The organism is Roseateles sp. P1_C6 (genome assembly GCF_056406315.1).
This window is the reverse complement of sequence record NZ_JBFUAK010000002.1, coordinates 546172-558557: the sequence shown is the minus strand read 5'-3', so window position 1 is coordinate 558557 and position 12386 is coordinate 546172. Positions and strand designations below refer to the sequence as shown.

The window sequence follows — 12386 nt, the reverse complement described above, 5'->3', positions numbered from 1 at the left end:
CCAGGGGTGAAGGCGCGCCAGTGTAGGAGGCCTACTTTGGGCCTGCTGGGTCTGCGGTCTTGCTGATCTGGCGCGCGATGCCGCGCAGGATGTGGACTTCCTCGTTGGTCAGCCCGGCGCGGTTGAACAACTGGTTCAGACGCGGCATCAGTTTCCTGGGTGCGGCGGGGTCGAGGTACCCGATGTCGGTCAGCGCCATCTGCAGGTGCTCGAGCAGCCCCTGGACCGCGCGCGCGTCGGCCAGTTCGGCGTCAGCAGTCCGCGCCTGCACGCCGAAGCCGCCGACGGCCTGGCGCAGGTCGTAGGCCAGCAGCTGCACGGCCTGGGCCAGGTTCAGCGAGCCATAGTCCGGGTGCGTCGGGATGCTGAGCACGGCGTGGCAGCGGTAGACGTCCTCGTTGCTCATGCCGTAGCGCTCGGAGCCGAACACCAGCGCCAGGCGCGGCGCGGCCTCGCGGGCGGCCAGTTCGGCGAACAGCGCGCGGGGTTCGCGCGTGGGCGGGCCGAAGTCGCGCGGCGTCATCGCGGTCGCGCAGGCGTAGTCCACGCCGTCCAGCGCCTCGGTCAGCGTGGCGACGACGCGGGCCCGCGCCAGGATGTCGGCCGCGCCACTGGCCATGGCCACGGCCTCCTCGTGGCACAACACGTCGGCAAAGCGCGGCGCCACCAGCACCAAGTCACGGAAACCCATCACCTTCATCGCCCGCGCGGTCGCGCCGACGTTGCCCGCATGGCTGGTGTTGATGAGGATGAAGCGTGTGGATTCCACGGGTTTCTACTGGGGCTGCGGCTAGAATCGCGCGATTATCCGGGCCAGCCCTCAGCCGTCCCGCCGCTCTTTCCTCCTGTCAGCCCCTTCTTCTCAGCGAGTGCCACGCATGCTGCAAACGTCTCACCATCCCATGCTCAATGTCGCCATCAAGGCGGCGCGTACGGCTGGCGCCATCATCAACCGCGCCTCGCTGGATCTCGAAGCTCTGCGCATCAACACCAAGAGCCCGAACGACTTCGTCACCGAGGTCGACCACGCCGCAGAAGGGGTGATCATCGAGACGCTGCTGGGCGCCTACCCGGACCACGGCATCCTTGCCGAAGAGTCGGGCCGCACTCACGGCGCCAAGCATTCCGAGTACGTCTGGATCATCGATCCGCTGGACGGCACCACCAACTTCATCCACGGCCTGCCGGTGTACTGCGTGTCCATCGCGCTGGCCCACCGCGGCGTCGTGCAGCAGGCCGTCGTCTACGACCCGACCCGCAACGACCTCTTCTACGCCACCAAGGGCCGCGGCGCCTTCCTGAACGACCGCCGCCTGCGCGTGTCCAAGCGCACCCGCATGAGCGACTCGCTGATCGGCACCGGCTTCCCGTTCCGCCGCGGCGACAACTTCAAGCGCTATGTGAAGATGTTCGAGGACGTCATGCAGGTCTGCGCCGGCCTGCGCCGCCCGGGCGCCGCCGCGCTGGATCTCTGCTACGTCGCCGCCGGCCATTACGACGCCTTCTTCGAGACCGGGCTGCAGCCCTGGGACGTCGCCGCCGGCTCGCTGATCATCACCGAGGCGGGTGGCCTGATCGGCAACTTCACCGGCGAGAGCGACTTCCTGCACCAGCGCGAAGTGGTCGCCGGCAACCCCAAGATCTACGGCCAGCTCGTGACGATCCTGGCGCCCTACACGCGGGTGATCAAGGAAGAGGACAGCGCACCGGCGACGGCGCCCGCCGCCGCAGAGGCCGCACCGCCCCCCGTGGCCAAGAAGCGCGCGGCCGTGCGCATCAAGAAGAACGACGGCGACGAAGCGCCGGTCTGACCCGACAACGCAGCGTTCGACGAAGCCCTCCTCGCGAGGGCTTCGTCGCTTTTGGCCGTGAAGGAGTTGGCAACGTCTTCACCCACGGGTGAACCCGCCCCTGCAGGCGTGACTTGTGCACGGCCAAACCCCTTAACCGTGGGGGATGGACTGGCCAGAATGCGAAGCAACGCGGCTCGATGCCGCAGCCCTTTCACGCAACCTGCCCAAGGAAAGATCCAGATGTTCGTTCGCTCCGCCCTCGCCCTCGCTCTCGTCGCCGCTGCAACCCTGGCTCATGCTGACGCCAAGGTGCTGAAGAAGGTGGCCCCCGAGTACCCCGGTGAAGCCGCCCGCAAGAACATCAACTCCGGCAGCGTCCGCGCCAAGATGACCATCGCCGGTGACGGCAAGGTCTCGGGCGTCGACATCGTCGAAGCCGAACCCAAGCGCGTGTTCGACCGCGCCGCCATCGACGCGCTGAGCCAGTGGAAGTTCGAAGGCACCGGCGCCGCTCAGACGCACGAAGTCAAGCTGGTGTTCAAGTCGGAAGACTGAGGCGGGACCGAGGACAGCCCCTGCGGACTGTCCGACGCCTGCCGAAAGACAGCCGGCATGCATGCCGGCTGGCATGAGCAAGAAACAAGGCCCGCGTTGCGGGCCTTGTTTGTTTATGGCTTCCCACGCGTCGGTACGCGGGTGTCCAGCGGTTTGGGACGGTAGGTCGGCTCGACGCGACAGGTCGAACCCAACGTGGCTTTGGCCTGCTCGCAGCCGGCGGCAATGCCCTCCGGCGTGGGCTTCCGGCCCTGGGTCGCCCACGCCGACAAAGCCTCCATCAGCGCCGCATAGGTCGGGTCACTGAGATAGCTGTGGTCGCGGTCGCCGGTGTAGGTCTGCACCAGTGCCTCACCACGGCCTGCGGCCGCCATCGTGCGGCCAAAACTGTCCTGCAGCTCGACCATGGCCGTGCCGTCGTGGATGGCGTGCACCGTCAGCACGGGCACCGGGATGCGGCCGCCCAGATCGGCATCGGCCGCCAGCGTGGCCACCGCCTTCGCATCGGCTGTGTAGCGCGCCACGCCGGCATTCAGCGCCGCATCGTCCGCCGAGCCCGCATACGCGACGCCGTTGTTGCCGAAGGGGCTGGCGCCGCCGGTGCGCTTGAAGGCGATGTCCTGGAAGTGCCAGGTGGCCCAGTTCAGATGCGCGCCAATGCTGCGCTCCGGGATGTGGATCACGTCGACGATGGTCTTGACCCTGGTCGCCTGCTCCGGCGTGCGCTGCGCCGCCGGCTTGTCCAGGCCCAGGCAGTCGTCCACCCGCCGCGCCAGCTCGGCTTGCGTCAGCTTCGCGTCCAGCGGCAGGCCGATGTTCAGCGGGTACTGCGGCTCCTCCGGCAGCGGATGGTTGTGGCACAGGTGCTGGTAGACGACGCGCAGGTCGAGCCGGAAGTCGTAGCTGCGCGTGGCGCCGCCCAGCACGCCGGCCGTCAGCAGCACCGCGTCGTAGGGTTTGCCGTCGGCAAAGAGCTCGGCGCCCTTGGCCGCCACGCTCGCGCCCCAGGACTGACCGTGCAGATAGACATGCCGGGGCTGGGCCACCTTGGCGATGAACAGGCGGCGCAGCCGCTCGCTGTCCTGCGCCGCGGCCGTGACGGCCACGCCGCCCTGCCGGTAGCTGGACGCCGCCCAGGCATAGCCCAGCCGCGGCATGACGGACCAGCGCTCCAGGTCCTCCGCCACGCGCTTGGCCGTCGGTGCGCCCAGGAAGGGGCCGCCATGCGCATGAACGACGAGATCGCCGTTCCACGCCTTGGGCATGGCGATCAGGTAGAAGGCGCCGGCGCTGTCCCGCCCGGCCAGGCAGGTCGTGCCCTCGCCGACGCCGGCCGGACATGCGGTCGGCGCCGGCGCGGCCTCGGCCGCCATGTCGAACGTCGCTGCGTCCGGCGTCTTCGCACTGGCGGCCGACAGGCCGGCCAGCCACAACGCCACCGAGGCAGCGCTCCGTTTCATCATCGTCATCCTCATGTGCGGCCCGTTCCTGGTCAGAAAGTGTGGCGGATGCCGAGCTCAGCACCGCCGCTGTCGCCGCCCGGCACCGTGGGCGCCAGGCCCACGTTGAAGCGCACGCCGGGAGGCTTGTTGTCGATGCGCGCCACGTTGCCGTAGAGGGCCGTGCGCTTGGACAGCTCGTGCACATAGCCCAGCGCGATATGGGTCGCGTCGCTGGCCACGTTGGTCGCGCTCAGCCGCGTGTAGGCGAAACGGATCTCGCCCTGCGGCCCCACCTGCCATTGCGTGCCGACCATGCGCGCCACCGTCTTCGTGATGCCGACCTTGTTCTGCCCCCACAGGCCCATCAGCCGCGCCGGGCCCCACTGGTAGGACACGCCGACATTGCTCTGTGTGTAGTTGCCGGTCGCGTAGCGGGTGCGCGAGATCGCCGCCGAGCCGTTGAAGGCCTCGTTGCGCCAGCCCAGGCGGATGCCCTGCAATTGACCGTCCTTGTGCGTCGGCCCATCGCCCTGCTCGCCCAGCGCCAGCATCAGGTGACCGTAGAGGCCGCCAAGGTCCGAGGGCAGGAAATAGCCGACGGAGTTGGACGCCCGCACATTGGTGCGCGCCGTCGTGCCGCCGGCCGGCACCGGATAGAACATCAGGCCCGAGCTGCCGACGCCATTGGTGCCGAAGGGATGCATGGACGTTGTCAGGTTGCCGAACGACGGCACGTAGTCGCGGCCCAGCCGCAGCTCCCCCCAGGGGCCGGCCAGCTGCAGCGTCGCACGCCGCCCCCAGGTCAGGCCGCCGCTGACCGAGTCCTTGTTGTTGGTGCTGGTCGCGCCGCTGGTGCCGTCGTCCACGGCCACGGCCGACTCCAGCCAGAAGCCGGCCTTCAGCCCGCCACCCAGGTCCTCCGTGCCGCGCACGCCGAAACGGCTGGACGTGTTGCCGTCGCTGTTGAGCAGGAAGCGCCGGTCCGTGCCGCTGGACTTCAGCATCTGCACGCCCACGTCCAGCAGGCCGAACAGCTGAACGCTGCCGGTCTGCGCCTGCACACCCGCCGTGGCGGCGGCCAGCGCCAGGAAGGTCACCCTCGAAATTCTGGTCTTCATCGTTTGTCTCCGTCGTTGTTGTGTTGCCTCGCCAGCACCGCTCGTGCTGCTTGGCTGTGAATCCGGGGCGGACCTTAGTGACCGGACTCCATAGCGTCAAATACACTCGATGGCAGATCACAAGACGTTTTAGATATGGAGACAAACAGCCATGGACTTGCGGCAGCTGCGCTATTTCGTGACGGTCGCCGAGACCGGCCACATGACCCGCGCCGCGGCGCTGCTGGGCATGCAGCAGCCGCCGCTGAGCCAGCAGATCAAGGCGCTGGAGCAGGAGCTGGGCCTCGCGCTGCTGCACCGCCATCCCAAGGGCGTGAGCCTCACCGACGGTGGCCGGCAGTTCCTGGATGAGTCCAGGCGGCTGCTGCGCGACTTCACCGACATGCGCGATCGCATGGAGCGCCTGGCCGGCGGCCAGTACGGCCTGCTGACCATCGGCTTCACCAGCAGCGCCGCCGCACATGCCTTCACGCCGGCGGTGCTGCGTGCCTGCCGCAGCGAGCAGCCGGGCATCGCGCTGACGATGACCGAGGACAACGCCGCCGGCCTCATCGAGGCGATTGCCAAGGGCAAGCTGCACTGCGGCTTCCTGCGCGTGCCGGTGGCGCAGCCCGAGGGCTTGAGCTTCGAGACGCTGCTGACCGAGCCCGCGCTGCTGGCCCTGCCGCTGGACCACCGTCTGGCGGCCGTGCCGCGCGCGGCGACCACGCCGGTGCCGCTGGCCGAGCTGCAGGACGAAGACCTCATCCTCGTGCGCCGCCCCGGCGCGCCGGGGCTGTACGCCAACTTCCTGGCGCTGTGCGAGCGCGACGGCGTCAAGCCGCGCAGCTTCATCGAGGTCGACCGCATGATGACCAACCTCAACCTGGTCGCGGCCGGCGCCGGCATCTCCGTCGTGCCCGCCTCCATGCGCGGCATGCATTCGCACTCCATCGTGTTCCGGCCCCTGCAGAAGCACGCGCCACTGGAGGCACCGCTGACGCTGGCCTACCGCACCCATGACCAGGAAGGCCCGACGGCCACCTTCCTGGCGCTGGCCCGCCGCATCGCCAGCACCTACCGAGATGCATAGACGCACGCTGCTGGCGTTCGGCGCGGTCTCCGGCGCGGCGTTCTCGCAACCCGAGCCCTGGCCCACGCGGCCCATCCACCTGATCGTGGCCTACCCGCCGGGTGGCGTCAGCGACGACATGGCGCGCGTGCTCGGGCACTTCCTCAGCGCGCGGCTGAAGGTGCCCGTCCTGGTCGAGAACCGCGCCGGCGCGGGCGGCCTGCTGGCGCTGGAGGCGCTCGCCCACGCTGCGCCCGATGGCCACACGCTGGCCTATTGCGCGATCTCGCCGCTGGTCTTCGCGCCGGCGGCGTCGGCCTCGGCGCCTTCGGGCCGGGTGAACGAGTTCCCGCTGCGCGACGTCGTGCCGGTGGTCAGCCTGATGGACACGCCCGTGCTGGTGCTGGCCCATCCGTCGTTCAAGCCGGCGAACTTCGCCGCCATGCTCGCGGCCGCGCGCGCCGCGCCGGGGCGGCTGCGCTGGGCCACATCCGGCCGGGCGACCGTGGGGCACGTGGTGCTGGCGCAGATCCGCGCCGGGGCGGGTGTGGACATCATCCACATCCCCTACAAGGGCGGCGGCCAGCAGTTGACCGACGCGCTGGGCGGGCAGTTCGAACTGCTGTCGTCCAACGTGGCCGCGCAGCAGCTGCAATTCGTGCGCCAGGGCCAGCTCAAGGCGCTGGCCATCGGCTCACCCGTGCGTCTGCCCGTGCTGCCCGACGTGCCGACGCTGGCGGAGCTGGGGTTCCCGGAGGCCAACCTCGTCTCGACCTTCGGCCTGTTCGCACCGCGCGGCGTGCCGCAGGAGCGGCTGCGGCTGATCAACAGCGTCGTCAACGAGGCGCTGCGCCAACCCGAGATCCGCGCCAGGATCCTGGACGTCAGCAACCTGCCCACCGGCGGCAGCGCGGCCGATTTCGCGGTGCGCATCGCCAGGGAGCGCGAACGGGCGCTGCGGGTGCCGGCGGACTAGCGCCGTTCGTCGGCCGCTACAGCGCTCCGCAACCCCGCGGGCTGCAGCCGGAACTGGTATGACGCCACGCCGTCGCCCGGCCGACCCGGCGGCTTGAACAGCGCGACCAGCACGGCATCGCCCTCGCGCCAGCCCACGCCCGCGCGGCCCACGACAGCCAGCCACCAGCGGCCGTCGACGAACACCGGCAGGCGGCGCGGGTCGCCGTTGGAGAAGACCGTCAGCATCGGATCCAGCCGCTTTTCGTCGGCACCGAACAGCGGGAACGGCGGGTTCATGTCGCCAATCGCCCCCGGCGTGGCCAGCGGCGGGTTCAGCGCGGCCACCACGGCGGCGTCGGGTGCGCGGCCGTCGGTGAAGGCCTTGTCGTCGAGTGGCGTCTTGGCGGCGCGGTCTGCCTCGTAGGCCCGGGCGAGCCTTTCCGCCAGTGGCTCGCCGGCGGCGCAGACCTTGTCCCCGGGCGCGCAGAAGCGCTGCGCCAGCGTCATGGCCGTGCTGCGCCGCAGCTTCACGCTGCAAGCCCGCCCCCAGCCCTGCCCTGTCCAGGCCGCAATGCGGTAGTTCAGGTCCGGGCTGACCATGGACGGCGCGCCACCCGCGATGAAGGCCGGCTGGTCGAGCACCTTGGCGAAGCGGGCCGACTGGGTCATGCACAGGCCCATGCGTTGCAGGTCGAACGGCGGCTTCAGCTGCCGCGCGGGCTTGCCAGGGGTTGCCTCGACCAGCACCAGCGATTGGCAATGGGCCGTACCCGCGAAGTCTTCGACGAGGTAGACCGGCGCGCCGTCCAGATGTTGCACGCCCATGGGCTGCGCTTCGGACGCGGCGAGCAGGTCGCGCCAGCGCGCGTCGTTTGCCAACGCGGTCACGGTGGGCGACGGCGCCGCATCCCCTGCCGGCTTCACCCAGGCCGCCAGCGGATCGGGCGCCGCCCAGGTCGCGGCAGGCGCCCGCCTGGCCTCATCGGCCAGCCGCGTGCACAACGAGGGTTCGGCGGCATGGGCTGCCACGCCATTGAAAGCCGTCAGCGCGAGGCCGATCAGCAAAGCCTTGTTCATCCGCGTCTCCCTGGGTCGGCACCGGCCGCCGCGTAAACTGCCGCCCATTCTGAAGCCCTCCGCCGGGGGGCTTTGCTATTTGCCCCGACGCCGATGACCCAGCCCGCTGACTTCAGCGCCCACACGCCCATGATGGCCCAGTACCTGGGCCTGAAAGCCGACTTCCCGGACACGCTGCTGCTGTACCGGATGGGCGACTTCTACGAGGTCTTCTACGACGACGCGCGCAAGTGCAATGCGCTGCTGGACATCACGCTGACGCAGCGCGGCCAGAGCGCCGGCCAGCCCGTCGTCATGGCCGGCGTGCCGGTGCATGCGCTGGAGAGTTATCTCGCCAAGCTCATCAAGCTGGGCGAGGCGGTCGCGATTGCCGAGCAGGTGGGCGAGGTCGGCGCCAGCAAGGGGCCGGTGGAGCGCAAGGTGGTGCGCGTCGTCACACCGGGCACCATCACCGACACCGAGCTGCTGGCCGACAAGCAGGACGCCGTGCTGCTGGCCGTGTCCGGCCACGGCCGCCGGCATGGCCTCGCGTGGCTGTCGCTGACGCAAGGCGAGATCGGCCTGGCCGAATGCAGCGACGTGGAATTGCCGGCCTGGCTGGCGCGGCTGTCGCCGGCGGAGATCCTGGTCAACCGCGAGCAGCAGCCAGCCGGCGTCATGAAGGCGCGTTTTCCGGTCACCAACCGGCCGAGCTGGCAGTTCGACGGCGCCCTGGGCAACCGCAAGCTGTGCGAGCAGTTGGCCGTGGCCAGCCTGCAAGGCTTCAACGCCCACGAGCTGACGCTGGCCCACGCCGCCGGCAGCGCACTGCTGGCATTCGCCGAGCACACGCAGGGCCGCGCGCTGGCCCACGTGCGGTCCTTGCGCGTGCAGCGCGCCAGCGACCTGCTGGACCTGCCGCCTGCCACGCAGCGCAACCTGGAGCTGGTGCAGACGCTGCGCGGTGAAACCAGCCCCACCCTGTTCTCGCTGCTGGACACCTGCAAGAGCGGCATGGGCAGCCGCACGCTGCGCCAGTGGCTGCTGCATCCCAAGCGCGAGCGCGCCGAAGCTGTCTCGCGCCACAACGCGATTGCCGCGCTGCACGCGGAAGGCTTCGAGCCGCTGCGGGAGGCGCTGAAGTCGGTCAGCGACGTGGAACGCATCTCGGCCCGCATCGCGCTGCGCCAGGTGCGGCCGCGCGAGCTGACCGGCATCCGCGCGACGCTGCAGGCGCTGCCGCAACTGCGTGCGGCCACGCCTGCGGCCCTGCGCGACGCGGCGATGAATCCGCCCGGCGACATCCTCGAACTGCTGGAGCGCGCCATCGCGCTGGAGCCGGCTATCCTGACGCGCGACGGTGGCGTCATCGCCGATGGATTCGACGCCGAGCTGGACGAGTTGCGCGGCATTCAACAGAACTGCGACGGCTTCCTGCTGGACCTGGAAACCCGCGAGCGCGCCCGCACCGGCATCGCCAACCTGCGCGTGCAGTTCAACCGCGTGCATGGCTTCTACATCGAAGTCACGCAAGGCCAGGTCGACAAGGTGCCGATGGACTACCAGCGCCGCCAGACGCTGAAGAACGCCGAGCGCTACATCACGCCGGAGCTGAAGGCCTTCGAGGACAAGGCGCTGTCCGCCAACGAGCGGGCGCTGGCGCGCGAGAAGCTGCTGTACGAGCAGGTCATCGACGCGCTGATCAGCCGCCTGGAGCCGCTGACCGCGCTGGGCCGCACGCTTGCGGGCCTGGATGCGCTGGCCGCGCTCGCCGAACGCGCCATCACGCTGAACTGGTGTCGCCCCGAGTTCGTGTCCCAGCCCTGCCTGGAGATCGAGGCGGGCCGCCACCCGGTCGTGCAGGCCCGCCTGTATGAGACGGGCGGCGCGGAGTTCATGCCCAATGACTGCAGGCTGGATGCGCGCACCCGGCTGCTGGTCATCACCGGCCCGAACATGGGCGGCAAGAGCACCTTCATGCGCCAGGTGGCGCTGATCGCGCTGCTGGCCGCCATCGGCAGCTACGTGCCCGCCACGAGCTGCCGGCTTGGGCCGATGGACGCCATCCACACCCGCATCGGCGCGGCCGACGACCTGGCCAACGCGCAGTCCACCTTCATGCTCGAGATGACCGAGGGCGCGGCCATCCTGCACTCAGCGACCGACCAGTCGCTGGTGCTGATGGACGAGATCGGGCGGGGCACGTCCACCTTCGACGGCCTGGCGCTGGCCTCGGCCATCGCCAGCCATCTGCACGACAAGACGCGCGCCTTCACGCTGTTTGCCACGCACTACTTCGAGCTGACCGAGTTCCCGGCCAAGCATCCGCTGGCGCAGAACTGGCACGTGTCGGCAGTGGAGAGCGGCGAGGACATCGTCTTCCTGCACGAGCTGCAGGCCGGCCCGGCCAGCCGCAGCTATGGCGTGCAGGTCGCGCGCCTGGCAGGCATGCCGGCCAGCCTCGTGCGGCAGGCACGCGCGACGCTGGAAGCGCTGGAGGCGCGGCAGAACGCGGCCGACGACCAGTTCGACCTCTTCGCCGCCCCGCCGGCGCCGCCGCCCCTGCCGGAGCCGAGCGAGCTGCTGCAGGCGCTGGCCAAGGTCGACCCGGACGCCTTGTCGCCGCGTGAGGCGCTGGAAGCGCTGTATCAACTCAAGCGGCTGGCGAACGGCTGACGCCATGACCCGGCGCCGCGCCGCATTGGCCTTGCTGTCCACCGTGGCCTTACCCTCGGCGCGGGCCGCGGAGCCGCTGCGCGTCACCGTGCCGCGCCTGTCGCCCAGTTCGCAGGAGCACGCGAGCTATTTCCCGCAGCTGCTGCGCCTGGCGCTGGAGAAGACGCGCACCAGCGACGGGGCCTTCGAGATCCAGACCTACGAAGAGCCGATGAGCGGCGCGCGCCAGCTGGCCGAGCTGAAGAACAACGGCGCCATCAACGTGATCTGGGATGGCAGCGACGCCAGGCGCGAGGCCGAGCTGCTGCCCGTGCGCTTTTCGCTGCTGCGGGAGCTGAACGACTACCGCGTCTTCCTGATCCGCAAGGGCGACCAGGCGCGCTTTCGCGCCGTGCGCACACTGGCCGACCTGGGCCGCTTCACGGCCGGTGCCGGCTCGGGCTGGCCATCGACCGCCGTGCTGCGTGCCAATGGCCTGCCGGTGGTCATGTCCATCGGCTACGAACAGCTGTTCGCCATGCTGACCGCCAAGCGCTTCGACTACATGCCGCGCGGCGTCTACGAGGCCTGGTACGAACAGCGCCAGCACAGCGGCCTGGCGATCGAGGAGAGCCTGTTCCTGCACTACGGCGTGCCCTTCTACTTCTTCACCAGCCGCGACAACCCGGCTCTGGCGGACCGCATCGAGCGCGGCCTGCGGGCAGCCCTGGCGGATGGCAGCTTCGACCACCTGTTCCGCAGCATTCCCAGCTTCAAGCGCAGCCTCGACGAGATTCACGCCGGCAAGCGTCGCGTGCTGCAACTGCAACTGCCGTCCGATTGACGGCGGCGCCTGGAAGCGCCACGCCAGAACCGGCGCCGAACCCGGCACCGTGCGCAGGCAAACTGCGAGGCCATGACGACAACGCCCACTCTCGTTTTCTCCCACGCCAACAGCTACCCCGCCGGCTGCTATCGCGTCCTCTTCGAACGCTGGCGCGCCGCCGGCTGGCGCGTCGAGGCGCTGGACCGCTTCGGCCACGACCCGCGCTTCCCGGTCACCGGCGACTGGCGCCGCCTGCGCGACCAGCTGATCCACTTCATCGAGGATGACGTCAAGCCCGACGGCCCCGTCGCGCTGGTCGGCCATTCGCTGGGCGGCATGCTGAGCCTGATGGCCACCTGCCGCCGGCCGGACCTGGTGAGCCGGCTGGTGATGCTGGACTCGCCCGTCGTCGCCGGCATGAAGGCAGCCGCGGTGGCGATGGCCAAGACGACGGGGCTGATCCACCGCTACGGCCCGTCCAAGATCGCCCGCGAGCGCCGTCACAGCTGGCCCAGCCGCGAGGCCGTGCACGCGCACTTCTCGGCCAAGAAGCTGTTCTCCCGCTGGGACCCGCGCGTGCTGGCCGACTATGTCGTCGCCGGCTTCGAGGAGGCCGGCGGCCAGGTTCAGCTGCGCTTTCGCCGCGAGGTCGAGGCGCATGTCTACCGCACGCTGCCCCACCACCTGCCGCTGCTGCTGCGCCTGCGCCCGCCGCAATGCCCGGTCGCTTTCGTCGGCGGCACGCGCTCGGCGGAACTGCGCCAGGCGGGTGCTGCGGCATCCATGAAGCTGGCCGGTGAGAACTGGCGCTGGATGGAGGGCTCGCACCTCTTTCCATTCGAGAAACCGGACGAGACGGCCGACCTTGTGCTGGAGTTGCTGAAGCCGTCCTGAGGTGTCTCGTACAATCGCAATTTCCACCTCAGCATGCTG

At 69.9% G+C, this 12386-nt stretch carries 11 protein-coding genes; 7 read left to right on the top strand and 4 right to left on the bottom strand.

Going from position 1 to position 12386, the window contains the following annotated elements; genetic code table 11:
- Positions 1-31: 31 nt before the first annotated feature.
- Positions 32-769, bottom strand: a complete 738-nt coding sequence (locus tag AC1D29_RS05550) for an RNA methyltransferase (protein ID WP_477894987.1) — start codon at positions 767-769, stop codon at positions 32-34.
- 109 nt (positions 770-878) lie between these two features.
- On the opposite strand from AC1D29_RS05550, the gene AC1D29_RS05545 reads away from it, so the two are divergent.
- Together AC1D29_RS05545 and AC1D29_RS05540 are read left to right on the top strand one after the other, a co-directional pair.
- Positions 879-1811, top strand: coding sequence for an inositol monophosphatase family protein (locus tag AC1D29_RS05545; protein WP_477894985.1), 933 nt, complete (start codon positions 879-881; stop codon positions 1809-1811).
- 222 nt (positions 1812-2033) lie between these two features.
- Positions 2034-2348 (top strand): energy transducer TonB, encoded by a 315-nt coding sequence (locus AC1D29_RS05540; RefSeq protein WP_477894983.1) that lies wholly within the window; start codon positions 2034-2036, stop codon positions 2346-2348.
- A 113-nt stretch (positions 2349-2461) separates the two neighbouring features.
- Here AC1D29_RS05540 and AC1D29_RS05535 read toward each other — a convergent pair whose 3' ends face one another.
- Complete coding sequence (locus tag AC1D29_RS05535; protein ID WP_477895167.1) at positions 2462-3817, bottom strand: hypothetical protein; 1356 nt, start codon at positions 3815-3817, stop codon at positions 2462-2464.
- 23 nt (positions 3818-3840) lie between these two features.
- On the bottom strand, positions 3841-4908 hold the full coding sequence (locus AC1D29_RS05530) for a porin (RefSeq protein WP_477894981.1): 1068 nt from the start codon (positions 4906-4908) through the stop codon (positions 3841-3843).
- A gap of 151 nt (positions 4909-5059) precedes the next feature.
- Between AC1D29_RS05530 and AC1D29_RS05525 the strand changes: the two genes are divergently transcribed.
- Positions 5060-5980 (top strand): LysR family transcriptional regulator, encoded by a 921-nt coding sequence (locus tag AC1D29_RS05525; RefSeq protein ID WP_477894979.1) that lies wholly within the window; start codon positions 5060-5062, stop codon positions 5978-5980.
- On the top strand, positions 5973-6935 hold the full coding sequence (locus tag AC1D29_RS05520; RefSeq protein WP_477894977.1) for a Bug family tripartite tricarboxylate transporter substrate binding protein: 963 nt from the start codon (positions 5973-5975) through the stop codon (positions 6933-6935). Before AC1D29_RS05525 ends, AC1D29_RS05520 begins: the two co-directional genes overlap by 8 nt.
- Here the strand turns inward: AC1D29_RS05520 and AC1D29_RS05515 are convergent.
- The gene (locus AC1D29_RS05515) at positions 6932-7993 is read right to left on the bottom strand and encodes a hypothetical protein (protein WP_477894975.1); all 1062 of its coding nucleotides are present in this window, start codon (positions 7991-7993) and stop codon (positions 6932-6934) included. The genes AC1D29_RS05520 and AC1D29_RS05515 overlap by 4 nt on opposite strands.
- Before the next feature lie 93 nt (positions 7994-8086).
- Here AC1D29_RS05515 and mutS point away from each other — a divergent pair, with 93 nt between their 5' ends.
- From mutS to AC1D29_RS05500, 3 genes are all read left to right on the top strand, one after another.
- The gene (gene mutS, locus AC1D29_RS05510; protein ID WP_477894973.1) at positions 8087-10648 is read left to right on the top strand and encodes a DNA mismatch repair protein MutS; all 2562 of its coding nucleotides are present in this window, start codon (positions 8087-8089) and stop codon (positions 10646-10648) included.
- A gap of 4 nt (positions 10649-10652) precedes the next feature.
- Positions 10653-11471, top strand: coding sequence for a substrate-binding periplasmic protein (locus AC1D29_RS05505; protein ID WP_477894971.1), 819 nt, complete (start codon positions 10653-10655; stop codon positions 11469-11471).
- 72 nt (positions 11472-11543) lie between these two features.
- Positions 11544-12347: an alpha/beta fold hydrolase gene (locus AC1D29_RS05500; protein ID WP_477894969.1), complete on the top strand. Its 804-nt coding sequence runs from the start codon at positions 11544-11546 to the stop codon at positions 12345-12347.
- Positions 12348-12386 lie beyond the last annotated feature (39 nt).

Bases quoted from the DNA above. Each gene is read 5' to 3' on its own strand.
- AC1D29_RS05530 (WP_477894981.1), bottom strand. From the start codon at position 4,908: ATGAAGACCAGAATTTCGAGGGTGACCTTCCTGGCGCTGGCCGCCGCC.
- AC1D29_RS05520 (WP_477894977.1), top strand. From the start codon at position 5,973: ATGCATAGACGCACGCTGCTGGCGTTCGGCGCGGTCTCCGGCGCGGCG.
- AC1D29_RS05505 (WP_477894971.1), top strand. From the start codon at position 10,653: ATGACCCGGCGCCGCGCCGCATTGGCCTTGCTGTCCACCGTGGCCTTA.
- AC1D29_RS05540 (WP_477894983.1), top strand. From the start codon at position 2,034: ATGTTCGTTCGCTCCGCCCTCGCCCTCGCTCTCGTCGCCGCTGCAACC.
- mutS (WP_477894973.1), top strand. From the start codon at position 8,087: ATGACCCAGCCCGCTGACTTCAGCGCCCACACGCCCATGATGGCCCAG.
- AC1D29_RS05515 (WP_477894975.1), bottom strand. From the start codon at position 7,993: ATGAACAAGGCTTTGCTGATCGGCCTCGCGCTGACGGCTTTCAATGGC.
- AC1D29_RS05500 (WP_477894969.1), top strand. From the start codon at position 11,544: ATGACGACAACGCCCACTCTCGTTTTCTCCCACGCCAACAGCTACCCC.
- AC1D29_RS05535 (WP_477895167.1), bottom strand. From the start codon at position 3,817: ATGACGATGATGAAACGGAGCGCTGCCTCGGTGGCGTTGTGGCTGGCC.
- AC1D29_RS05525 (WP_477894979.1), top strand. From the start codon at position 5,060: ATGGACTTGCGGCAGCTGCGCTATTTCGTGACGGTCGCCGAGACCGGC.
- AC1D29_RS05545 (WP_477894985.1), top strand. From the start codon at position 879: ATGCTGCAAACGTCTCACCATCCCATGCTCAATGTCGCCATCAAGGCG.